18 protein-coding genes are annotated in these 22,617 nt (G+C 61.2%); 6 read left to right on the top strand and 12 right to left on the bottom strand.

What is annotated here, in order from left to right; genetic code table 11:
* The first annotated feature begins 77 nt into the window (after nucleotides 1-77).
* Nucleotides 78-911, top strand: a complete 834-nt coding sequence (locus tag ACSQ36_RS24645) for an ABC transporter ATP-binding protein (protein WP_436183945.1) — start codon at nucleotides 78-80, stop codon at nucleotides 909-911.
* Nucleotides 904-1,596, top strand: coding sequence for an ABC transporter ATP-binding protein (locus ACSQ36_RS24640; protein WP_436183944.1), 693 nt, complete (start codon nucleotides 904-906; stop codon nucleotides 1,594-1,596). Before ACSQ36_RS24645 ends, ACSQ36_RS24640 begins: the two co-directional genes overlap by 8 nt.
* Before the next feature lie 119 nt (nucleotides 1,597-1,715).
* Here ACSQ36_RS24640 and ACSQ36_RS24635 read toward each other — a convergent pair whose 3' ends face one another.
* Both ACSQ36_RS24635 and ACSQ36_RS24630 read right to left on the bottom strand, forming a co-directional pair.
* Nucleotides 1,716-2,561 (bottom strand): oxidoreductase, encoded by an 846-nt coding sequence (locus ACSQ36_RS24635; RefSeq protein ID WP_436184937.1) that lies wholly within the window; start codon nucleotides 2,559-2,561, stop codon nucleotides 1,716-1,718.
* A gap of 263 nt (nucleotides 2,562-2,824) precedes the next feature.
* Nucleotides 2,825-3,541, bottom strand: a complete 717-nt coding sequence (locus tag ACSQ36_RS24630) for a FadR/GntR family transcriptional regulator (RefSeq protein ID WP_436183943.1) — start codon at nucleotides 3,539-3,541, stop codon at nucleotides 2,825-2,827.
* Nucleotides 3,542-4,071: 530 nt separating this feature from the next.
* On the opposite strand from ACSQ36_RS24630, the gene ACSQ36_RS24625 reads away from it, so the two are divergent.
* Both ACSQ36_RS24625 and ACSQ36_RS24620 read left to right on the top strand, forming a co-directional pair.
* Nucleotides 4,072-5,202: a thiolase family protein gene (locus tag ACSQ36_RS24625; protein WP_436183942.1), complete on the top strand. Its 1,131-nt coding sequence runs from the start codon at nucleotides 4,072-4,074 to the stop codon at nucleotides 5,200-5,202.
* A gap of 2 nt (nucleotides 5,203-5,204) precedes the next feature.
* Nucleotides 5,205-5,615, top strand: coding sequence for a Zn-ribbon domain-containing OB-fold protein (locus ACSQ36_RS24620; RefSeq protein WP_436183941.1), 411 nt, complete (start codon nucleotides 5,205-5,207; stop codon nucleotides 5,613-5,615).
* A 118-nt stretch (nucleotides 5,616-5,733) separates the two neighbouring features.
* On the opposite strand, the gene ACSQ36_RS24615 is transcribed toward ACSQ36_RS24620, so the two are convergent.
* The 10 genes from ACSQ36_RS24615 to ACSQ36_RS24570 form a co-directional block, all read right to left on the bottom strand.
* The gene (locus ACSQ36_RS24615; RefSeq protein ID WP_436183940.1) at nucleotides 5,734-6,936 is read right to left on the bottom strand and encodes an acyl-CoA dehydrogenase family protein; all 1,203 of its coding nucleotides are present in this window, start codon (nucleotides 6,934-6,936) and stop codon (nucleotides 5,734-5,736) included.
* Between the two features lie 59 nt (nucleotides 6,937-6,995).
* The gene (locus tag ACSQ36_RS24610; RefSeq protein WP_436183939.1) at nucleotides 6,996-8,378 is read right to left on the bottom strand and encodes an MmgE/PrpD family protein; all 1,383 of its coding nucleotides are present in this window, start codon (nucleotides 8,376-8,378) and stop codon (nucleotides 6,996-6,998) included.
* A 31-nt stretch (nucleotides 8,379-8,409) separates the two neighbouring features.
* Nucleotides 8,410-9,474, bottom strand: a complete 1,065-nt coding sequence (locus ACSQ36_RS24605; RefSeq protein ID WP_436183938.1) for an amidohydrolase family protein — start codon at nucleotides 9,472-9,474, stop codon at nucleotides 8,410-8,412.
* Between the two features lies 1 nt (nucleotide 9,475).
* Nucleotides 9,476-10,783: an MFS transporter gene (locus ACSQ36_RS24600; protein WP_346730575.1), complete on the bottom strand. Its 1,308-nt coding sequence runs from the start codon at nucleotides 10,781-10,783 to the stop codon at nucleotides 9,476-9,478.
* A gap of 204 nt (nucleotides 10,784-10,987) precedes the next feature.
* A complete protein-coding gene (locus ACSQ36_RS24595; RefSeq protein ID WP_436183937.1) occupies nucleotides 10,988-12,523 on the bottom strand; it encodes a UxaA family hydrolase in 1,536 nt (511 codons plus the stop codon).
* Between the two features lie 391 nt (nucleotides 12,524-12,914).
* A complete protein-coding gene (locus tag ACSQ36_RS24590) occupies nucleotides 12,915-13,568 on the bottom strand; it encodes a GntR family transcriptional regulator (RefSeq protein WP_255631558.1) in 654 nt (217 codons plus the stop codon).
* Nucleotides 13,569-14,094: 526 nt separating this feature from the next.
* On the bottom strand, nucleotides 14,095-14,532 hold the full coding sequence (locus ACSQ36_RS24585) for a Zn-ribbon domain-containing OB-fold protein (RefSeq protein WP_218627370.1): 438 nt from the start codon (nucleotides 14,530-14,532) through the stop codon (nucleotides 14,095-14,097).
* Nucleotides 14,533-14,542: 10 nt separating this feature from the next.
* On the bottom strand, nucleotides 14,543-15,727 hold the full coding sequence (locus tag ACSQ36_RS24580; RefSeq protein ID WP_436183936.1) for a thiolase family protein: 1,185 nt from the start codon (nucleotides 15,725-15,727) through the stop codon (nucleotides 14,543-14,545).
* Nucleotides 15,724-16,941, bottom strand: a complete 1,218-nt coding sequence (locus tag ACSQ36_RS24575; protein WP_436183935.1) for a CaiB/BaiF CoA transferase family protein — start codon at nucleotides 16,939-16,941, stop codon at nucleotides 15,724-15,726. The genes ACSQ36_RS24580 and ACSQ36_RS24575 overlap by 4 nt, the downstream gene beginning before the upstream one ends.
* Before the next feature lie 9 nt (nucleotides 16,942-16,950).
* Nucleotides 16,951-18,138 (bottom strand): CoA transferase, encoded by a 1,188-nt coding sequence (locus ACSQ36_RS24570; protein ID WP_436183934.1) that lies wholly within the window; start codon nucleotides 18,136-18,138, stop codon nucleotides 16,951-16,953.
* A gap of 233 nt (nucleotides 18,139-18,371) precedes the next feature.
* Between ACSQ36_RS24570 and aldA the strand changes: the two genes are divergently transcribed.
* Entirely contained in the window at nucleotides 18,372-19,805 is a 1,434-nt protein-coding gene (gene aldA, locus ACSQ36_RS24565) for an aldehyde dehydrogenase (protein ID WP_436183933.1), read from the top strand.
* A 149-nt stretch (nucleotides 19,806-19,954) separates the two neighbouring features.
* Entirely contained in the window at nucleotides 19,955-22,588 is a 2,634-nt protein-coding gene (locus ACSQ36_RS24560; protein WP_436183932.1) for a CoA transferase, read from the top strand.
* Nucleotides 22,589-22,617 lie beyond the last annotated feature (29 nt).

The following is a 22,617-nucleotide window of genomic DNA, read 5'->3' as shown; positions in this document are numbered from 1 at the left end:
CGAAAATGCATTGTATATTAGCCCCATCAATTATTTTTATTTTTTATATTTCTGCGGTCTTTAACGGAGGATCGGCGATGTCAACGGGTGCTGAATATGTGAGGAGCGCCGCTGCAGTGCCGGCTGGCATCGCGACGCGGGAACCTGTCATCGAGACGCGTGGGCTGCGCAAGGAATTCGATGGGTTCGTCGCTGTGGCGGGCGTGGATCTACGTTTTGCCGGAACGGGCGTGTTCGGCATCATTGGTCCCAACGGCGCCGGCAAGACCACTTTTTTCAATCTGCTGAGCAGCTTCCTGAAACCGTCCGCCGGGAAAGTGCTGTTTCACGATCAGGACATCTCGCGGCTCAATCCCCAGGCCGTGTCACGGCTGGGGATCGTGCGCAGTTTCCAGATCAGCAGCATCTTCAGCCACATGACGGTCGCAGAAAATCTCCTCCTGCCCATGCAGCGCCGCGCGACGAGCGGATGTGAGTTCTGGCGCCGCAGCCATGGGCTCGACGTCCATCGTCAGGAAATCCACGACATCATGGATCAGGTCGGCATCGCGTCCTCCTGGCGCGACCAGCAGGCATCGGCCCTGCCCTATGGTCTCAAGCGTTCACTGGAACTCGGCATCAGCCTCGCGACGCGGCCGCAGGTTCTCCTGCTCGACGAGCCGACCGCGGGTATGTCGTCGCAGGATATTGGCCAGATCATAGAATTGATCCGATCCATTGCCGAGGACCGCATGGTCATCATGGTCGAACATAATCTGCGGGTCGTGTCCGACCTCGCGCGGCAGATTATCGTGCTGCAACAAGGCCGCGTTCTGACGGTCGGTTCTTATGACGAGGTGCATTCCGATCCCCGCGTGATCGAAGCGTATCTCGGCGGCAAACGCGGTATTGGAGGACACGGACATGCTTGAAGTACGCAACCTGCACGCATCGTATGGCGAGACGCAAGTGCTTCACGGTATCGACTTCGACGTCCAGCCAGGGGAAGTGGTCACGCTGATAGGCCGTAACGGCGTGGGTAAGACCACGACGTTGAAAGCGATTATTGGCGACATGCGGCGGCGCAGCGGAACAGTGCGATACAAAGGCGTGGACGTGCTGCCGCTCGGCCCCGAACGCACCGCGCGCTCGGGCATTGGGTATGTTGCCGAGGACCGCGGCATCTTTGCGACGCTGAGCGTGCAGGAAAATCTCGTCATCTCGCCCGTGCGCGGTCCCGCTGCATGGCCGCTTGAGCGCATCTTCGAATTGTTCCCGGTGCTGCGCGAACGCAGCCATCAAAAAGCATCCACCTTGTCAGGCGGAGAGCAACAGATGCTCGCCATTGCCCGCCCGTTGCACATGGGTTCGCAACTCATCCTTCTCGACGAACCAACGGAGGGCCTGGCGCCTGTCATTGTCGATCGGATCGGGGACGTCATCCTGCAACTCAAGGCCGATGGCCGCACTATCCTGCTGGTCGAGCAGAACCTGCGCTTCGCGATATCGGTGGCGGATCGCCACAACCTGATGGTCGACGGGAAGATCATCCAGACGCTGACGAACGACGACGTGATCGAACGCGAAGACGAATTGCTGGAGCATCTCGGCGTGTGAGGCGGGCATTGTCTGGAAACGATCAGACGAAGATGCCCGCTTGAATCGAGCGCGCGCTTAACCATGAAGCGGGCGCGCGGAAAAAATAGCGATTCAGAATAGCGATGCGGTGCAGGATATCAGTCCGGAAAATCTGCACCAACGGTCGTCGCTTCCCAGGTGTCGAGATCATTCTGGAGCCTGCCAAGTTTTACGCGGACCGCTTCCAGCCCGGGCTTGCCCAACACCAGATTCGACGGCGGCACGGCAGCCTCGACGGCGGCGATGATCGCCAGTGCCGCGCGTGCCGGATCGCCCGGTTGCCGGCCGCTATGCGCAGCAACCTGCGCGCGGCGCCTGCCGGCGATTGACGCGTATGCATCGATTGACCGGCTGGTCTGTTTCAATGACCGCCCGGCCCAGTCGGTTCGGAACGGTCCCGGCTCGACGGTCGTGACCTTGATACCCAACTCGGCCGTCTCGCGTGCGAGCGCTTCCCCAAGGCCCTCTAGCGCGAACTTGGTCGCGGCGTAGTAGCCGCTGCCCGGATTGCCCACCAGGCCCCCGACCGACGTGATATTGATGATATGTCCCGCGCCCTGCTCGCGCATCACCGGCAACACGGCTTTGATCGCGGTGACCGCGCCAAAGAAATTGACTTCGAACATGGCGCGTACTTCATCATCCTCGCCTTCTTCTACAGCCGACAGGTAGCCATATCCGGCATTGTTGACCAGCACGTCGATGCGGCCAAACGAAGCCTTCACTTTTGCCACGGCCGCGGCCATGTCAGCGGGCGAAGTCACGTCGAGTTTGAGCGGCAGCGCGAGTTCAGGATGCGCACTCGCGAGGTCGGCAACGGCGCCGGGATCGCGGGCGGTCACGACGGCACGCCAGCCGCGCGCGAGCACGGCCAGTGCGATTTCGCGACCGAATCCGGTCGAGCAGCCGGTAATGAACCAGACGGGAGAAGTGGAAGAGTCAATCGGCATGGTAGTCCCTGGTTAGTGCTGACACGATGCGCGACACCGCCATTCAGCGCGCGGATCGGCCAACGGAAGATAAAATTCAAGGGTATCGCAATAAACGAAAACGCGTGAACTGCCGGCTCAAGGATCGTCGATGGCGGAGATGAAGCAACCCGGCCTGGCCGGCGAAGAATGCTCGCCGTGCGTTTCCTCAAGCGCGGTTCCTTGCACCGCATTGCACATAAGCTTATAGCCTCCAAACAACGTCGGAAACGATGCATTCATATCGATGCAAATTGCTTGCCGACGAAGTCGATGTGCGCGTACATGGCGTTGAACGCCGCCTCCGGTGCGCGCGCACGAATGGCCTCGTAGATCGCCCTGTGCTGGTTCAGACGCATCAATGCAAGGTGTCTTGCGTCGACATCAATGTGCGACGCGTCGAACGTGTTGCTCGTAATGTGCTCGCGCAATTCGGCAATGACGCTCGCGTGAAAGTGGCCCATCATCAGATTGTGCGAGGCGCCGGCCAACGCCGTGTGGAATTCGGCGTCAGCCAGTGCTTCCGCCTCCACGTCCTCGTTGCGTACTGCATGGTCCATTCTCTCAAGAATGGAGTCCAGGTTAGCCAGCTCGGCCTGCGTGGCGCGTTCAGCTGCGAACCGTGACGCCGCGCATTCGAAGACGAGCCGAAACTCGAGCGTGTCGGCACGCATTGGCGGGTTCTCGGCAATCAATTGAAGCCACGGTGCGCTGAGCCCGGCCGGCGGGCGACTGCTCACATGCAGGCCGCTTCCGCGACGTGTTTCAAGCAAGCCACGCGCAACCAGACGCTGAATCGCCTCACGCACTGTCGTGCGTGAAGCCGCCAGAGACGCAGCGAGTTCCCGCTCGGACGGAAGCCGTGTTTCCTTTCGCCACGATGCATCAAGAATCTTGCCTTCCAGATCCGCGATGACCCGCGCCAATGTTTTGCGGCCTGAGTTGGTGGATACCATACCCGTCACTCTCCTCCTTTGCGTTCGACCGTTTTTATCAATTCTTTCATATCGATCAGCATTGCTTATGACCTCCCGAGAAAAATCCGGAAAGCAATGATCCTGAAATTTCCCTGAAGGTCTATGGTAAACCTTGGCTCCATATAAAATTATATTATATAAAATGTACTGACGCGGACATGCCCCCGACATACATGAGGCGATAACGCGCAGCAACGCGGTCAATGCCACAGCAGTGATGACTTCCAGGGCACGCGCTCTTCGGAAGAGATTCTCAGCTTGACCGCTTCATCAAGTGACACATAAAATACATTTTATATTTATAAGCAATACGATGGGTCCATGAGACCTATCCGGACTGAGGCAGGATCGCTCGCGCCGACTCCAGCCCTGGCCGAACTTCCCGTTCTTGAGCATCGCGCCTGTCGCCTCCTGTTCCTGTCCTCACAGGCCGCCAGATTCGCTGCAAGACCGGCCACACATCGCCTCCAAGGGGGCGCTCCTATCCGACATTCGACGGAGAAACAGGCATGAATCCAATGCAGGACCTTAGTAATCGTGTTGCCGTTGTCGGAGTTGGCAATACGCGGTACGGTGACTTCCCCGATGTCAGCGACTACGCGCTCGGCGTGCAAGCGTTCAAGCTCGCTCTGAACGATTGCGGGCTGGAGAAGAACGCGGTGGACGGGCTGCTCTGTTGCCGCGTGCCCTTTTACGCGCACATGGGCGAGATACTCGGCCTCAATCCCCGCTGGACGATGACGTTGCCGGGTCACGGCCGCATGTCCGGCATGGCGATAACCGAGGCAATGCTCGCGCTCGAAACGGGCGCGGCCAACTATGTCGCGCTTATTTATACGAACATCGGTCGATCGCGACGCATGAATTACGGTGGCGACGAATTCGCCACTTTCTGGGACCCGTGGGGACTCACCTCTCCGGGCGCATCGCACGGGCTGATGTTCCGTATGCACATGGAGCGCTACGGCACGACCACCCGTCAGCTTGGCGAGGTGTCGGTCGCGTTTCGCAACAACGCAATCCTCAATCCTGACGCAGTGATGCGAAAGCCCATCACCCTCGACGATCACGCCGCGGCGCGCCGGATCGTCGAACCGCTTGGGTTGCTCGACTACTGCCTCGTCAACGACGGCGCAGTCTGCATGATCCTCACAACGCGCGAGCGGGCCGCCGACCTCAATAAACCACCTGTGCTGATTTCCGGCGTGGGCGCGCGCGACGCATTCGAACGCAGTGCGATCGGCAACTTCGATCAGGAGTTCTGGTACGACGAGGTGCGCGAGGCCGGCACGAACGCGTATCAGATGGCCGGCGTGACACACGACGACATCGACGCACTCATGTGCTACGACAACTTCACCCCCACGGTCCTTTTCAGTCTCGAAGGGCTGGGCTTTTGCGAGCGGGGCGAAGCAGGCGCGTTCGTGGAGAACGGTGCGCTCGGACTCAATGGCCGCCTGCCGACCAATACCGACGGCGGGCATCTGTCCAACTCCTACATGCAAGGCTGGGCGCTCAATGTCGAAGCTGTCCGTCAATTGCGCGGAGAATGCGGCGCGCGTCAGGTAGCGGATTGCGAAGTCGTCCAGTACGTTGCCGCCACGCCGTGCACGCGCTCCATCATCTACACGAAGGGATAATCATGCTGACTTCCTATGACAAGCCATTTCCTGTTATCGATGAGGATTCCAAAGGCTATTGGGAACATGCGCGTGCGCATCGGTTATCGGTACAGGTATGCAAGGCCTGCGGTCATCGCCACTTTCCGCCAACGCCGGTGTGTCCCGCTTGCCTCTCAGATACGCAAAGCTGGGAGCCCGTCAGCGGACTCGGCACGCTGGTGTCGTGGGTGACGTTCCACCGGGCTTACTGGACCGCGTTCCGTGACGACTTGCCGTATCACGTCTGTCTCGTGCAACTTGAGGACGGCCCGCTGGTCGTTGGAAATTTTGTAGGCGCCATTCCCGAAAACGCCGCGATGGGCATGCCGATGAAAGTGCAATTCGACGATGTCACGCCGGATATCTCGCTTGCGAAGTTCGTGCCGGCATAGGTAGCAGTTTGGCGAGCGCACGCAGCATGTTGCGGAGCGCTCGCAGCATTCAGAATGTGACGGGCCGCCTTGTCGTTCACCCTGCAAACGCGCGACCCGTTGCGGGGCTTATTATCGCTCAGTATGAGCGCGGCAAGCCCAGCACATGCTCGCCAAGATACGCCAGGATAAGATTGGTCGAGATTGGCGCGGTCTGGTAAATACGCACTTCGCGCCACTTGCGCTCTATGTCGTACTCCTGCGCGAAACCAAACCCGCCATGCGTTTGCAAGGCCGTGTCCGCTGCGTGCCACGTGGCTTCCGACGCCAGCAGCTTAGCCATGTTTGCTTCCGCGCCGCAGGGCCGGCCGCTCTGGAACAACGCAGCGGCCTTGCGCGCCATGAGATCGGCGGCTTCGAGTTCCATATAAGCGCGTGCAAGCGGAAACTGAACGCCTTGATTCTGTCCGATCGCGCGGCCGAAAACCTCTCGCTCGTTGGCATAGTCGACCGCTTTCTTCAGGAGCCAGCGGCCGTCGCCAATGCACTCCTGCGCAACCAGGATGCGCTCTGCATTCATGCCGTCCAGAATGTACCGGAACCCCTTGCCCTCCTCGCCCACCAGATTGGCGACCGGCACCTCCAGGTTTTCGATGAACACTTCCGTTGTGTTGTGATTGATCATCGTAGCGATAGGACGGATTTCGATGCCATTGCCTTTAGCCGTTCTCAGGTCCACCAGCAAGGTCGAAAGGCCGTCGGTTTTCTTGCGGCATTCTTCGAGCGGCGTAGTACGCACGAGCAGCAGCATCAGGTCTGAATGCAGGGCGCGCGACGTCCACACCTTCTGTCCATTGACGACATAGACATCGCCCTTGCGTACCGCACGGGTCTTGAGCTGCGTCGTATCCGATCCGCTCGTGGGCTCGGTGACACCAAACGCCTGCAGCCGTAGCGCGCCCGATGCGATGTCCGGAAGATAGCGCCGCTTTTGCTCCTCGCTGCCATGACGAAGCAGCGTTCCCATGATGTACATTTGCGCATGCGCCGCACTGGCCACGCAGCCGCTCGCGTTGATCTCCTCCAGAATCACCGCTGCCGCGCGCAGCGGCATGCCCGAGCCGCCATATTCCTCCGGAATGAGCGCACCGAGAAAACCGGCTTCGTTCAACGCCCGGACAAATTCGGTCGGGTATGCGCTCTCATTGTCCAGCTTGCGCCAGTAGTCGCCCGGATAGTCGCGGCAAATGCGGCGCACCGCGTCGCGCAGTTCGCTGTAGTCCTGGCTTTCCAACGAAACCATGAATGGATCATCGGACTCTTGCGGGGTTGCTGTCGTCATGGATAGTGTCTTGAATGAAGTGGATGATGTGGATTGCAGGCTGGAGGCGCGCAGGCCGATCACCCCCGTTCGTGCAATGACCCGGAAAACATGCCCAGGCCGCGTACGGAAGGCAGATCGTCCAGCGCCCACAATTGCCCGAACAGACTTCCCGCCGATGTTTGCCCGAGCGCACGGACCGCACAATCGATGAACTTCTCACGCAGTTCATCGCGTGTCATGCGCCGCTGCCAACTGCCTTTGGGCCGCTCGACCGCTCGCGAACGCAACTCGCGTCCCGACTTCAGAACCACGCTCACCTGATCGGCCGGCGCAAAGGGCTGGTCCCAGTCCTGCACGCGTTGCGTTGTTGTTGTGCATCGAACGCGCGTCATCAGTCGGCGCACGTCCTCGCGTTGCACGAATGCATCGGTCAGTTCCTCCAGGCCGACGCGACGCGAGATCAATGCCGCAGCCATCGCGAACTGCATGCTGAACTTGGCTTCGAGGCCCGTTCGCGGCGCGTGGTTTCGCAGCATCAGCATTTGCGTGTCGCCGGTGTGGACATGCACTTCTTCCACGTCGTCGGGCTCGATCGCCTGCGACCCGGCAAGTTCAAGCATGGCGTCGATGGACCGGTGCGTGGCATAGCAAATCGGATAACGCTTGATATGCACGCCGCTTTCCGGAAGCCGCCAGCGCGAGCCAAGTTCGAAGTCGCGGGTATCAATGTCGGGCGTGCCTGAAGGTGAGTGAGCACGCATGAAGCCCGCTCGATGTTCGAGGGCGTCGAGCGAACCGGTGTAACCGGCCTTCGCCAGGCCGGCTGCCAGCACACCGGATTGTGCTGCGCGGCCGACCTGCAAGGATTTCGTCATCGAACCAAAGTTCGCGACCGTACCTGCCGCCATGGACGCACTGATCGCAACCGCATGCGCGGTCTTTTCAGCGTCTAGCCGAAGCAGGTTCGACACTGCCGCGGCGCATGCCAAGGTTCCATAGACCGCTGTCGGATGGAAGCCGGCCTCATGCAGCGCGCCGGGTTCCAGCGCATCGAGCAGCGCCCAGGTCTCATAGCCTGCGACGTACGCCGTCAGGAGGTCACGGCCGCTACTGCCAAGCGCCCAACCTTGCGCGAGGATCGCGGGTGTCAGCACGACGCTCGGATGACCCGACAACGCGACGTCGTCGTAGTCGAGCACGTGCGCGCAGACGCCATTTGCAAGCGCCGCGTCGGCGACGGACAGGCGCCGCCCGCCTGGAATTTGCGGCGCGGCATCGGGACCCTTGAGCTCCGAAAGCATGCCGGAGACAATCGCGGGCGCAGTCTCGCCCGCGCCCGCGAGCATCACGCCCACGCAATCGGTTATTCCAATTCGCGCACCATCTATAGCCGCGTCGGGAATATCTTCACGACGTACGGTCGCGGCAAACGCGCCGACTTGTCTGGTCAAACCGTCCATATCTGTCTCCTGGGTACAGGCCACATCCACTTCACGTGGCCCCGATCCGATAAAACCCGGCCGCGGTATCGTGGAAGAGCGCTGCCCTTTCGCCGTCCGGGATACCTGCGGTGATACGTTTGTAAGCATTCCATAGGATGCTGTAACTGAAGCAGCCTTTGTCGACCGGAAAGTTGCTCTCGAACATGCAGCGCGTCGCACCGAAAGCATCAATGCACGTTTCCACGTAAGGCCGGATCGCGTTCGCGAGCGTCTGCGAATTGGGCGGTAATGGCTGCTCCTGAAAATCGAAACCGAAGAGCGGCATGCCGAAACCGCCAAGCTTCATGCTGACATTGTGATAACGCGAGAGCGCCGTGACGCCGGTGCGCCATGCATCGAAGACTTCGTCGCGATGCCCGCGATAAGGACCCAGCGCGAGCGGGCCGCCAGCATGATTCAGCACGATGTGCGTGTCCGGAAATGCCGCAGCGAGCGCGCACAACTCGTCGATCTGCGTATGGACCAACCATGCATCGAAACTCAGGCCGAGCGGAGCGAGATGCCTGAAACCTTCTCTGAAACGCCGATCCGTCAACAGCCCTTGCGGCGGTGTAGCCGCGGATGCGCGCACGCTCGGATCGGCGTGCCACACGGCAATATTGCGAATGCCACGCACGCGGGCATCGGAAACGTCGAGCATCCGTTCGAGGACCGGACGTGCCTTGTCGCCAAGCAACAGGTCCGCATTGGCGACGACTGCGGCAGCCACTTTTGCACGGGCGCCCGCGGCCTGTGCCTTACGCGCTTCATCGCAAGCGAAAAGCACCTCGCCCAAGGCCTCGAATCCGGCGGGCGCGTTCGTGTCGTAATGGGTCTTGCACTCGATGAACACCGTCGCGCGGATATCATGGCCGCCGCTCATGTCGTCGAGCAGGTCAGCCACCCGATACACCTTGTCAGGCAGTTCCCAAAGATGATGATGCGCGTCGATGATCGGCAGCGCCGGCTCCAGCGCGGGCTCGGAGCGCAGCGCAAGCCACTCGGGCCGGATACGAACGTGCGGAGGCGCCACGGGCTCGACTGGCGCGTTAGAAACGGCTTCAGGTTCGTTCATCTCAACTCCCGGCGGGCCGCGGTGCGTTCGCGGCCGTGACAGCGATTCTTGCTGGACCAATAGGCGAACGTGTGAGGAACCACGACGACAACGCGCCAATCACGAGCAGCACACCGGCCGCCACGAACGCAGCGGCGAAATGTCCGGTCGCCTGCACGACATAGCCCGTCACGATAGGCGCAAGAAAGCCCAGCACGTTACCGCCGATCAGCAGCATTGCCGTGCCGCGCCCGACATCCGACTTCGACGGCAGCAGGTCTCCCAGCAACGCGATATTGAGGGCGTTACCGGTTGCAACGCCACCGAGCGCAAGCGTGATCAGCCCGACGATGACCCACACGCTCGATATCCAGGGCACGAACAGGATGGAAGCACCGCCGATCATCACCACGCCGATCAGCGTACGGCGGCGTCCTGCTTCCACCGCTTGCTCGGTCAGCATCCGGTCGCTCAGCACGCCAAGCGCGATCGATACGACGATCGCGCCAAGATAGGGCAGCGCCATGACGGTGCCGCTCGCGAGCATCGTCATTCCGCGTTCGGTTTGCAGGTAGTTGGGCAGCCACGTGAGGAACAAGTACTGCGTGTAAGAGTTGCAGCCTTGCGTGATCATCAGGCCGATCATGGTTTTGCTGCGTATCAGGCCGGCCAGTCCGACCGGCGGCGCTGTATTGCCACGCACCTGCCGGCCGGTTTCCCGATCACGTTCGATAATGCGGCGCTCCGCTTCCGGCAACCATTTAGCCTTCTCTGGCGTCCGGAAAAACACGAGCCAGAACGCGAGCCAGACAAAGCCGACAAGGCCGCAAATCACGAAGGACCAGCGCCAGCCCGCTACCGACGCGAGCCACGACAACCCGACGGCGCCCAACGCAGGACCGAAGTACGCACCCGAATTGAAGATGGTCATGGCGGTTGCCCGCTCGCTGTTCGGCACCCATTCCCGGATGATCCGTCCTGCCGCGGGATAACAACTGGACTCGCCCACACCCATGACGATACGCGCCGCAATCACCGCGCCCACCGACATTGCCGCGCCCGTCAGCACGGTAGCCGCCGACCACACCGCCATGCTGACGGCCGCGACCGATCGCGAGCCGAAGCGGTCCACCATCAAGCCGACCGGAATGAGAAAGAGTGTATAGCCCCACAGAAACGATGAAAACAGGTAACCGAGCTGGACCTTCGTGATGGCCAGATCGACGGATATGCTGCCTGCGGAAATAGATAGAGCGACTCGGTCCAGGTAGTTGATGGTCGCGAGCGCGAACAACATCAAGAACACCCAGTAGCGGGATTTCCAGGTCACTTTTATCTCCGTTGCGACGCGGCATGCGGATCTTCGAATCTGCGAAGCGCGCATGCGCCTCACTGCCGGCCGGTTTATATTGGAGTTATAATATAATTTATATTTTATTAAGCGACAACCAAAAACCGCGCCGTTTCAGGGTTTGCCCTGAGCCGCGGCCCCGGGTCTTGGCAAAAGACCCGGACACGCTCTTCATCGTCACGCCTACATCTGCGCGCCGATCATCCAGGGAACGAATTCCTCGTTGCCGACGCCCAGCGCCTCGCTCTTGCTCTGCGCACCTGAAGCGATTTCGATGATCGAGCGAAAGATTTCCTCGCCCTTCTCGCGCACGCTGACCGAGCCATCCATGATGTCACCGCAATTGATGTCCATGTCGTCGCGCATGCGGTTGTACATGAGCGTATTGGTCGCAAGCTTGATCGATGGCGCGGGTTTGGCGCCGAAGCATGAACCACGGCCTGTGGTAAATACAACGAGGTTGGCGCCGCTCGCAATCTGTCCGGTCGCGCCCATCGGATCGTATCCTGGCGCGTCCATGAACACGAGGCCATGAGTATCGATTGGCTCCGCATAACGGTAGACGCCCATCAGCGGCGTTGAGCCGCTTTTAGCGACCGCGCCCAGCGACTTCTCGAGGATCGTTGTCAGGCCGCCGGCCTTGTTGCCCGGAGTCGGATTGTTGTCGATGCTGCCCTTCTCGCGCTCCGCATAGGATTCCCACCAGCGAATGCGCTCGACGATCTTCTCCCCCACTTCACGCGAGACCGCGCGGCGCGTCAGCAAATGCTCCGCGCCATAGATCTCCGGCGTCTCCGAAAGAATCGCAGTGCCGCCGTGCTGGACCAGCAAGTCGACTGCCGCGCCGAGCGCCGGATTGGCCGTGATTCCCGAGTAGCCATCCGAACCGCCGCATTGCAAGGCGATGTTCAGGTGCGAGATCGACAAGGGTTCACGCACCACCTGGTTCGCCAGAGGCAGCATTGTTTCTATCGCCTTGATCGCGGCATCGACGGTCTTTTGCGTACCGCCCAGTTCCTGCATGACGAGCGGCACCATCGTGGGACCGGGCGCAATGCCGCCGGTCATGAAGATCGCGCCCATCTGATTGGCCTCGCAACCCAGGCCGATGACAAGCACGCCCGCGAAGTTGGCGTGTTTGACAAATCCGCCGATCGTGCGCCGCAATTGCTGGATGCCTTCGCCGTTGTGATCGATACAGCAGCCGAAGCTATGCGTGACAGGGACGACGCCATCCACGTTCGGATAAGCGTCGAGCCGGCCCGGCGCGGAGAAATGTTGCGCGACCATCTTGCTGACGGTAGCCGAGCAATTGACCGTGCTGACCACGCCGATATAGTTGCGCGTCGCCACGCGGCCATCCGCGCGGCGAATGCCCTGGAACGTGAGCGTCTCGCGTGTCTGGTCGACGGGTTTCATGTCTTCGCCGAAGGCATAATCACGCTCGAAATCGCCCATCGATACATTATGGGTATGGACATGGTCTCCCCGTTCGATGCGGCATGACGCGCGTCCGATCGTCTGTCCGTAGCGGCGCACGAGTGCACCCGCCTCGACGTCGCGCAACGCGATCTTGTGCGCCGCCGGAACCTCGGCCCGCACGACGAGTCCGTCCAGTTCGTCCGTTTCGTCCAGCACGGTGCCGGCCGGCAGGGTATTGCGGGCAATCGCAACATTGTCGTCTTCATGCAGCCGGATAATCTGCGAAAGCGTGTCCATCGTGTTCTCCAATGCGGGGATATATCTGCTTGAGAAGCGCTGCGCGATGCATGCGCTGCTGCCCGCCATCATGAGTAACGCGTGGGACCCGGACAAATTGGTCCGACCAAGTTCCGGACGCTTTTTATCGGCTATACACTACGAGTCAAGGATCAAAAGCATCCGCGACGCAGCGCGCTTGCGGCGGGCTTCATGCAACCGGAAAGGGGATGAGTGTCGGGGTGCGTAAGACCGGATCAGTGCGGGGAACCTGAGAGATTGCGCGTGGATTGCCCACGCGCAGCGACGTTGCAACGAATGAGTCGCAACGCATGAGTTATAAAAATGAGCACGGGCTTGCCGGCAGACTAACCGTCGTTGCCGGGTTCTTTTATAACGTACCGTTTTGGCGTTACGGGTGTTTTGTGGACATCACGTTGTCGGAGACACGGTTCCAACCGCTTTCAATATGATTGATCATCGCGGCAAGCGCCACTTTCTTATCACCCGACTCGAGCGCGCGAATGATTTCGCCGTGCTCCTGCAAGAGTTGCTTGAAGCGTACCGCCTGGTCGTCGTGGAAATTGAACGGATATTTCGCCCACAACACACGCACGAACTGCAGGGTTTGCGGACAATCCGCAATTTCGTAAAGTCGAAAATGGAAACGCACGTTGGCCGCGCGCACCGGGTATACCTCACGCGCCTTCACGAGCGCCGTCAGTTCTCGATGCAGCGTCCGAATCTCCGCGATCTCCTCCTTGGTGATCCGCGCAAGCGCCTTTTCCGTCAGGCTGCGCTCGAGCATGACACGCAACTCGAAAATCTCGCGAGCACGTTCCGGCTCGATCTCGGGAACCGAAAGCCCTTTATGAGGGACGCTCACCACAAACCCTTCCATCTCGAGCACCTTCAGCGCTTCGCGCACCGGCGTGATCGAGACGCCGAGTTCGGCGGCAATATCAGCCTGCTTCAGCTTGTCACCGCGCTTGTATTCGCCCGAGATGATACGTTCGCGCAATCGTTCGGCAACCTGATCGAGTTTCGTCCAAAAAGTCATATGCATTCCAAGGGTTTCCAGTGCACGTCCCGCAAGGGTCAATAAGACCTGGGCGCCAGAGCGCCGTGACGGGGGCGGTAAATCATGTCGACCGGGCCAGTGCCCGATTCCCGGCATTGTACGAGGCCGCACCCATCGATGATGACCGTTTGTTATCAGGGGCGACCCCGGCGAGGGTGCCTGCTGTAGTTCGCATCGAGCGCGCCTATGCGGTCGCACCGGCATACTCGGCGGGGGTCATGAGAAAAAGCGGCAACGCGCGCTGTCCGCCAACAGGAAAGCGGCAACGCGCCTCGCTCCGCAAACACTGAACCGGCCGCATATTTTATACATATAAAATAAATTATCCTATTGCCGGAAGCAATGCGGGATTTTACCCGAGCAGTCCAGGCCCCTCCCGGACACACAATTGCTGAAGCCCGAAATAGCGATTACGCACGCGGCGCACGCTTTTTTCGGGCTTTCCGGACCGCTTCGCGTGATTGCTTCATGCGTGAATATCGACAATATTCTGCTAAGCAATCGCCGGACATCAAGTCGATACCGGTTCGCTTGCGTCGATCGTAAACCGCGGAAGAACGAGTTCATCCGCCATCGTCACGTACGTCAAACGCACGGGCTTGCCGATCCAGTCTCCCTCAGGCAGCGGTGGTTCCAGATTGGAAATCATCACGGGCCCTTCCTCCAGCCTGACCGCGATAACGTTATAAGGCGCCGGATACGCGCCAAGATAGCTTTTGTGAAAGATCACCCACGAGATGATGCTTGCGCGCCCGGACAAAACGCGCCATTCAAGCTTCGACGACAAGCAGTGCACGCACACCGGCGCAGGCGGATATTGAAACCCTCCACACTCGGCGCAGCACTGCAGTTTCATCGCCCGTTCACGAATGCTTTCCCACATCGGCCGGTCGTAGAGGCCCATCACGGGCTGCGGCGTACGCGCCGCTTCAGAGGTTGCCTGGCTCATCGCGTTTTCCCTATCGGCTATAAATGATCGACACCGCTTTGCCGGCAACGTCTGAGGTGTAATGCGCGTGCCGGCAGTCGGGCACCTGCCGCTCGCCGCCTTCGCCGCGCAACTGGCGCACGCATTCAATCTGATGCGCCCATCCCTGCATGTAGGTTTCGGACAGATGGCCGCCGCTCGTATTGGTTGGCAATTTTCCGCCCGGGCCAATGCCGTCTTCGCGCAGGAAACGCCCCGCGTCGCCGACATCGCAATAGCCGTAGCCTTCGAGCGCGAGCGGGACGTGGACCGAAAAGCTGTCGTACACCTGGAACAAGTCCATGTCGCGCGGTCCGAAGCCGGCCATGTCATACGCCTGACGCGCGCAATCCTGCTGTGCGGACAGATAAAAATCGGTCAGCCTGGGCTCGAGGCTCGTTGCCCCCCGATTCAGGTCGCGCCGCCCCAGCGCTTCGATATACACCGGCGGCTTGCGCAACTTTTTCGCCCGCTCGGCGGTGGTGACGATCAACGCCACTCCACCGTCGTTGATCATGCAGTAATCGTAAAGCCGCAACGGTTCGCAGATGTATTTCGCTTGCGCGTAGTCGTCAAGCGTAATGCGCTTGCGCATGACCGCGTTCGGGTTCATCGACGACCATGCACGCTGCGCAACGGCAACTTGTCCCAGGTCAAGCGGATCGAAGCCGCGCTCATGGCAGTACGCGCGAAACGTAAGCGCGTAGAGCGCGCCTTGCGATGTCAGGCCCCACGGTGAGTGATACACGTAGGACAAGAACGCGTCGCCGCCCATCGCCTGCGGTCCGCCGTACTGGATTTCAGCGGAGCGCTGATCGTTTCCATAAACCAGCGCAATGGTCTCGGCAAGCCCGGCTTCGATCGCCGTGACGGCCTGCGCCACAGAAAGAACCGCGTCGGCCTGGTCGCCCCAGCGCGGGTTGATGCCGAGCACTTCTGACATGCGCTCGTAGGCCGTGGTCGGACCGACAATCAAGCCGTCGATATCGGCGCGCGTCAGCCCCACGTCCGCCAACGCCTCGCGCAATGCGAGCGCGCCGTAGCCGTAGCTGTCGGTAGGCTTTTCGCCGGCGCGAACCCGCTTCCAGTCGCCGGTCCAATCGGTATGACCCACGCCGACGACGGCCGCCGCCCGGCGCAAACTCGAGCTGGGCCGTTTGAATTCCTTCTCGCTCATGACAACGCTCCCTGTTCATTCAGCGCGTCGATGCGCTCGCTGGACAGGCCAAGCAAGCCGCCCAGCACTGCGTTCGTGTGCTCGCCAAAGAGCGGCGGCCGCTCAAGCTGAACGCGCTCCCCGTCGATGGTGAACGGCAATGAACTCAGCAGCACCGGACCGACTTCGGGGTGATCGACATGCTGCCAATAGTGCCGATACGCCAACTGTGGATCGTTTTCGATCAGTTCGCGCGACGATGACACGCGCGCCACCGCGATACCGTGAGGACGCAACGCAGCGATGATGTCGTCCACGTCGCGTTCCCGCGCCCAACCCGCAACCGCATCTTCCACGCGTGCCAGCGCTGCAAGCCGGCCGGCGGCGTGGGACAGGGTTGCATCGGCGGCGAGATCCGGGCGGCCGATCGCGTCCGTGAGCGCGCGCCATTGGGTATCGTCCGTGACCGCGATCGCGATCCATGCGTCGTCACCACGCGCCCGGAAGATGTTGTGAGGCGCGTCATTGCGGCTGCGATTGCCGATCTGCGGCGGCTCGATCCCGGTCGCGCCCGCCTCGACAATCGAGGGTCCGACAAAGTTCGTGGTGGATTCGACCTGAGATAAATCGATCTTCATGCCGCGCCCCGTCTTGCGCCGATGCGCGAGCGCAGCCAGCACGGCAAACGCCGCGTGGTACGGGTTCGCTGCATGGTCGGGATAATGCGTGCCGGGGCCGACCGGGTCACCTGGGCCATACGCGGTCTGCCACATGATGCTCGTCACCGCGCTGATCGTCATGCCAACGCCGAGCAGGTCCGCACGCGGGCCGTCCTGGCCGTACATCGGCATGGATAGATAGATGATGTCGGGCTTGATCTCGCACAGCGCTTCGTAGCCAAAGCCAAGGCGATCCATCGCGCCCGGTCCGAAGTTATTGCAGACGACGTCGGAGTGGGCAACCAGATCGCGCACGATTTGCCGCGCCTCCTCCGTCTTGAGATTCAGCGAGACGCTGTGCTTGCCTGTATTGCGCGACGCGAAGTAACCGCTGCGGTTAGTGCCGACCACGCCGTCCTTGAAAGGCCCGGCAGTGCGCACCGAGTCGGGCCGCGTCATGCTTTCGATCTTCAGCACCTCGGCGCCGAAATCCGAAAATACCTTGGTGCCGAAAGGACCGGCGCCGGCCCATGTCAGGTCTGTGAAACGGATGCCCTTGAGAAAATTGGGTCGCATGAAAGGTTCCTAGGATCGAGCGGAGGGCTGGTCGAGAAGCGCCGCCGGACTGACCGACCATACCGGTTCGGACAGCCGGTAGGGGGCGCCGGGAAAGCGCGCGGTCGCGTTCGAGGTGGCGTCCAGCGCAGTGGCGTTCAACTCAGCGGCGTTCAAATGGCTCAACGCAACCGACTCGAAAAATTGCCTGTGCCGCAACTGCGGGTCTTCCAGCACGTCGAGAACGGTGCTGACCGGCCCCAGCACGATCTTGCGTTTGAGCGCCTCCTGCGTCAGTTCCTGCTTGGTGTACTGCCGCGTGAACGACTCAAGCGTCTCCCGCAAGATGTGTTTTGCTTCCTTGGTCAGGCGCCACACACGATCACCCCAGCGCGCTTCGGACAATGCCTCGCCGGCCGGATGTCCGGTCTCGCAAATCCAGGCGACCAACGCATTCCACGACACGCCCAGCGATCGGGGCGCGGCGAGAAAGATCAGGCCGTCCTTGCAGGCGAACATGTCTTCACTCGCGTCGCGGGTACCCTCTCCGCCACGCATCGATACCTTCTTCTCGAAGTCCCACATCTGGATGGAATTCTGCAGCGAGTGCGCAATACATTCCTGCGCGGAAACATCGACGACATGGCCGCGCCCCGTCGCATTCGCGTCATACAGCGCGAGCGACGTGGCCACAGCAGCATAGACGCCGCTGATCATGGTCGCCTGGGAACCAGGCAGCCGCAGCGGCGCGTCGTCGAGCCGTCCTGACAGCCACGCAATGCCGCCCGCCGCTTGCAGCGTCAGATCGGTCGCCGCAGCATCCGCCCACGGGCCGGTGCGCCCGAAAGGCGACACCGATGTCACGACAACAGACGGCGAGAGCGACCTGATCCAGTCAAGCTCGTCATATAGCGGGCCGCCGCGTTCCAGCAGGATCACTTGCGCGGACTTCGCCAGCGCGGCGAACGCCGCGCGTCCGTCCGCCGATTGCAGGTCGAGCGTGCGGCTCTCTTTCCCGGCATTCAGGAACTCGAACTCGTAGACCGCCGGCTCGCGCGTGGCCGGGTCGCTGCTGCTGACCGAGCGCCGGTCAGGCAATCCGCCGGGCGGCTCCAAACGCGTCACTGACGCTCCGAGGTCTGCAAACAAACGCCCGACATAGCGTCCCAGGTCGTACGTCATGTCGAGAATCCGTACGTTGTCGAACGGCCTTTCCATCCTCCCTCCTCGTTGCTATTTGTTTTCAATGAAAAGAATATAATTTATATTTTACCTGCGCACAAGAGGTGGATTGGCGAGGTGCCAGATAGCCTGTTCAGCGTTGACGACCTGGACGAATACAATGCATTATATAATCTATATTCAATATAAATTCTCTAAAACTGCCCCCTACTGACCCGCCGGATGCCAGCCAGGCGCGGCCGGCCAGCTCACACGACATGGAGAGACACATGCACCGTAACTACATTGATGGCCGTTTCATCGACCCGGACAACAGCGAACGTATCGCGGTCCTCAACCCCGCCACCGGCGCCGTCATCTCGGAAATACCGAACTCGCCCGCAGCGGTCGTCGACCAGGCGATAGAAGCCGCGAAGCGCGCCCAGAGCGGTTGGGCACGCCTTCCGGCAATCGAACGAGCCGGGCATTTGCGGCGTATCGCCGGCAAGATCCGTGACAATGCCGAGGCAATTGCCCGCGTGATTTCGCAGGAGCAAGGGAAGATTCTTTCACTCGCCCGCACCGAGGCCACGTTCACGGCTGACTACCTCGACTACATGGCGGAATGGGCGCGCCGCCTGGAAGGCGAAGTCATTACCAGCGACCGCGCCGACGAAAACATCTTCCTGTTCCGCCAGCCTATTGGCGTGATCGGCGGGATCCTGCCGTGGAATTTCCCGTTCTTCCTGATTGCCCGCAAGATGGCGCCGGCGCTTGTCACCGGCAACACCATCGTGATCAAGCCGAGCGAGGAGACACCGAACAACGCTGCGTTATTCACCGAACTGCTTGCGCAAACCGACCTGCCCAAAGGCGTCTTCAATCTTGTCTATGGCAACGGCGCGCAAGCTGGCAGCGCGCTGGCCGGTCATCGCGACATTGGCATGATCAGCTTCACCGGCAGCGTGGAAACCGGCTCGCGCATCATGGCCGCTGCGGCGAAGAACATCACCAAGGTCAATCTGGAACTCGGCGGCAAGGCGCCGGCGATCGTGATGGATGACGCCGATCTGGATCTGGCCGTCAACGCCATCAAGGATTCACGCATCATCAACAGTGGCCAGGTCTGCAATTGCGCGGAGCGCATTTACGTGCATCGTAAGGTGGCGGATGCGTTCAGCGAGAAACTCGTGCGCGCCATGCGCGCGACTACCTTCGGCGACCCGCTTGGCTCAGCCGATGTCAACATGGGACCGCTTATCAATGTCGCCGCCGCGGAAAAGGTGCATGGACTGGTCGAGCGCGCGCTAGCAGACGGCGCCCGGCTCGCGACTGGCGGCAATCGGGTGGAACGCGAAGGGGGCCAGTATTTCGAACCTACGGTACTGCTGGACTGTCGCCAGGACATGGAGATCATGCGCCGCGAGATATTCGGTCCGGTCGCGCCGGTGACGGTCTTCGACACGCTCGATCAGGCGATCGATATGGCGAATGATTCGGATTACGGATTAACGTCATCGATCTATACGCGCAATCTCGGCAACACGATGCGCGCCTGCAACGAACTCCGCTTCGGCGAAACCTACGTCAATCGCGAAAACTTCGAGGCGATGCAGGGCTTTCACGCCGGTGTGCGCCGTTCTGGAATTGGCGGTGCGGACGGCAAGCACGGGCTCTACGAGTACACCCAGACCCACGTCGTCTACATCCAGAACTCGCGCTAGGTCGCAACTGCGCTGCCATTTCGGGGTATGGCAACACCGCTCTCCCCGTGGGGTGGTGTATCCCGCTCTTGCAGCAAGCGTCGGGCAACCGGCGCTTGGCGAGGCGCGGCGAGTCTCCGCTGGTCTGGTCCTTTCAATATAAGGAAATCATGTCGCATCCCACTTCCAGCACCTCCGCTGCCCCGAGCTCGCTGATGCCCGATCAAAAGACCCTGCCCGGCATGTTGGCCGGGTTGCGCGTGATCGAAGTCGCCGACGAACTGGGCGAATACTGCGGACTCGTGTTAGCCGGCCTGGGTGCCGAAGTCATCAAGATCGAACCGCCAGAAGGCAGCCCGACGCGCAAGATCGGGCCGTTCTTCGAAGACGAGCCCGGTCCCGAACGCTCGTTGTTTTACTGGGCCTATAACCGCGGCAAGAAGTCGGTTGTCATCGATACCGCAGCCGCGGATGGACGTGAACAGTTTCTAAACCTCCTTGGGAACGCTGACATTCTGCTCGACAGCAGTTGCGGCCGCCTTGCGCGCGAGTTGCGACTCGATCAGCCGCTGACAGAACGATTTCCGGGTCTCATCGTCGCGCGCATTACCCCGTTCGGCGACAGCGGCCCATGGAAGGATTACCAGGCGTCCGACCTGATCCATCTCGCGCTTGGCGGCGTCATGATGAATTGCGGATACGATCCGGAACCGGACGGCAGCTATGCCAGGCCGCCCATTGCGCCGCAGGTGTGGCACGCGTATCACATCGCCGGCGATCAGACCGCGGTGGCGATCGTTGCAGCGCTGCTGCATCGCAAGCAAACGGGTGAAGGACAGGATCTCTCATGCGCTATCCATCAGGCCGTGGCGATCAATACGGAACTGGACCTGATGTCGTGGGTGATGCGCCGCGCGCCGCTGATGCGCCAGACCGCGCGTCATGCGGCGGAAGCAACGAACAGCATGCTCAACATCAGCCGCACGGCCGATAACCGATGGAACATGACGTGGGGTGTATCGGCGCGCGACAAGGCCCGGCTCGTGCCGTTCCTCCAGCACTACGACCGGGCGGAAGACCTGCGCCCACCAACCCTCGATAGCGATCTTTCCGCGCGCGACACTCCCGGTTCGGCACGGCTCGACAAGGAAACCGAGCACATGCTGGAGGTGATCCAGCGCTTTGTCGCGTCGTACGACTACGCGCATCTGCCCTGGCGCGAAGCGCAGGACGCCGGGTTGCTGTGGGCGCCGGTGCGCAAGCCGCACGAGAACGCGCAGGACGAACATTGGCTCATGCGTTCCACGTTTTCGGACGTCGAGCATCCCGAGCTGGGCCGCACCTTTCAATACCCGACCAGTAAATGGATGGGCACCGCCACTGCGTGGCAACCGGGTATCCGCGCGCCCCTGCTCGGCGAGCACAACGGCGATAAAAGTCTTGCACGAAGTCCTGCACGTCCCGTGCAAGCCACGACAAACACAGCCCGCGTTCCCGCCCAAGCCCGTGCGCCGGCGCTCTCCGCGCGCGGCAAACCGTTCCCGCTGCAAGCAGTTCGGATCTTCGACTTTTCGTGGTTCCTGGCATCGGCGGGTGGTACGCGGTTCCTGAATTCGTTGGGCGCGGAAAGCATCAAGGTCGAGTGGAAAGAGAATCCCGATACGCGGCTTGGCGCAATGGCGCCCGTCGGCGGCCGCGAGGCGCGCATGAACGCGACCGGACCGATGCAAGCCGTCACCGACTCCGACATGGGTGGCCAGTTCAACAACAAGAACGCGGGCAAACGCGGGATGTCGCTTAACATTCGGCATCCTAAAGGACTTGCGATCGCCAAGGACCTTATCCGGATGTCGGATATTGTCGCCGAAGGATTTTCGCCGGGCGTGTTGCAGCGGCTCGGCCTTGGCTACGACGTACTCAAGTCGATCCGTCCGGACATCATCTATGTGCAGCAGGCCGGCATGGGCGCAATCGGCAAGTACGGACGATTCCGCACGGTTGGGCCGGTGGCGGCGTCGTTTGTCGGCAGCACGGAAATGTCCGGCCTGCCCGATCCGGCGCCGCCAGCCGGCTGGGGATATTCATATCTCGACTGGATCGGCGCATATGGGTTCGCGCTCGCCGCGCTCGGCGCGCTTTATCACCGCGAGCAGACGGGCGAAGGACAGTGGATCGATTCATCGCAATGCGAGTCCGGCATTTTCCAGACGGCAACGGCCGTGCTCGACTGGTCCGCGAACGGCCGCGTCTGGTCGCGTTATGGCAACCGCTCGCCCTACAAGCCCGCTGCGCCGCACGGCGCGTATCGATGCGCGGGCGACGACCGGTGGCTGAGCATCGCGTGTTTCGACGATACCCAATGGCGCGCTTTCGCCGACGTCACGGCGTTGTCCGCCCTGAAGTCGGATCCGCGCTTCGCGACACTCGAGTTGCGGCTCGCGAACCAGGACCCGCTTGATGCGCTTGTCAACGCGTGGTCATCGACACAGGACGCCTACGTCGGCATGGAACGGTTGCAGCGCGCCGGCGTGCCGGCAGGCGTGTGCCAGACGGCAGGCGACCGGTGCGACAGCGACCCGCAACTGGCGTCGCTCGAATGGCTGACTGAAGTCACCGGCACGCGCATCGGCCGCTGGCCGGTCGCGGAATTCCCCGTGAAGATGAGCGCGACGCCCGCCTACAGCGGCGGCGTGATCGACCGTGGTGCGCCGTGTTATGGCGAAGACAACGAGCACATCCTCGAACAGTGGCTGGGGTTCTCGAAATCGCAGATTGAAGGATTGCGCGAAGAAGGCGTGATCTGAAGCGCTACATGCGGATACATGTCGCCGCC

Origin of the sequence: Caballeronia sp. LjRoot34 (genome assembly GCF_964253815.1) — a bacterium.
Classification (GTDB): Bacteria; Pseudomonadota; Gammaproteobacteria; order Burkholderiales; family Burkholderiaceae; genus Caballeronia.
This window is presented reverse-complemented; position numbering and strand designations above follow the sequence as displayed.

What these genes read in the sequence shown, in the direction of transcription:
- ACSQ36_RS24645 (WP_436183945.1), top strand. Translation starts at nt 78, where the DNA reads ATGTCAACGGGTGCTGAATATGTGAGGAGCGCCGCTGCAGTGCCGGCT.
- ACSQ36_RS24640 (WP_436183944.1), top strand. Translation starts at nt 904, where the DNA reads ATGCTTGAAGTACGCAACCTGCACGCATCGTATGGCGAGACGCAAGTG.
- ACSQ36_RS24630 (WP_436183943.1), bottom strand. Translation starts at nt 3,541, where the DNA reads ATGGTATCCACCAACTCAGGCCGCAAAACATTGGCGCGGGTCATCGCG.
- ACSQ36_RS24625 (WP_436183942.1), top strand. Translation starts at nt 4,072, where the DNA reads ATGAATCCAATGCAGGACCTTAGTAATCGTGTTGCCGTTGTCGGAGTT.
- ACSQ36_RS24620 (WP_436183941.1), top strand. Translation starts at nt 5,205, where the DNA reads ATGCTGACTTCCTATGACAAGCCATTTCCTGTTATCGATGAGGATTCC.
- ACSQ36_RS24615 (WP_436183940.1), bottom strand. Translation starts at nt 6,936, where the DNA reads ATGACGACAGCAACCCCGCAAGAGTCCGATGATCCATTCATGGTTTCG.
- ACSQ36_RS24610 (WP_436183939.1), bottom strand. Translation starts at nt 8,378, where the DNA reads ATGGACGGTTTGACCAGACAAGTCGGCGCGTTTGCCGCGACCGTACGT.
- ACSQ36_RS24605 (WP_436183938.1), bottom strand. Translation starts at nt 9,474, where the DNA reads ATGAACGAACCTGAAGCCGTTTCTAACGCGCCAGTCGAGCCCGTGGCG.
- ACSQ36_RS24595 (WP_436183937.1), bottom strand. Translation starts at nt 12,523, where the DNA reads ATGGACACGCTTTCGCAGATTATCCGGCTGCATGAAGACGACAATGTT.
- ACSQ36_RS24590 (WP_255631558.1), bottom strand. Translation starts at nt 13,568, where the DNA reads ATGCATATGACTTTTTGGACGAAACTCGATCAGGTTGCCGAACGATTG.
- ACSQ36_RS24585 (WP_218627370.1), bottom strand. Translation starts at nt 14,532, where the DNA reads ATGAGCCAGGCAACCTCTGAAGCGGCGCGTACGCCGCAGCCCGTGATG.
- ACSQ36_RS24580 (WP_436183936.1), bottom strand. Translation starts at nt 15,727, where the DNA reads ATGAGCGAGAAGGAATTCAAACGGCCCAGCTCGAGTTTGCGCCGGGCG.
- ACSQ36_RS24575 (WP_436183935.1), bottom strand. Translation starts at nt 16,941, where the DNA reads ATGCGACCCAATTTTCTCAAGGGCATCCGTTTCACAGACCTGACATGG.
- ACSQ36_RS24570 (WP_436183934.1), bottom strand. Translation starts at nt 18,138, where the DNA reads ATGGAAAGGCCGTTCGACAACGTACGGATTCTCGACATGACGTACGAC.
- aldA (WP_436183933.1), top strand. Translation starts at nt 18,372, where the DNA reads ATGCACCGTAACTACATTGATGGCCGTTTCATCGACCCGGACAACAGC.
- ACSQ36_RS24560 (WP_436183932.1), top strand. Translation starts at nt 19,955, where the DNA reads ATGTCGCATCCCACTTCCAGCACCTCCGCTGCCCCGAGCTCGCTGATG.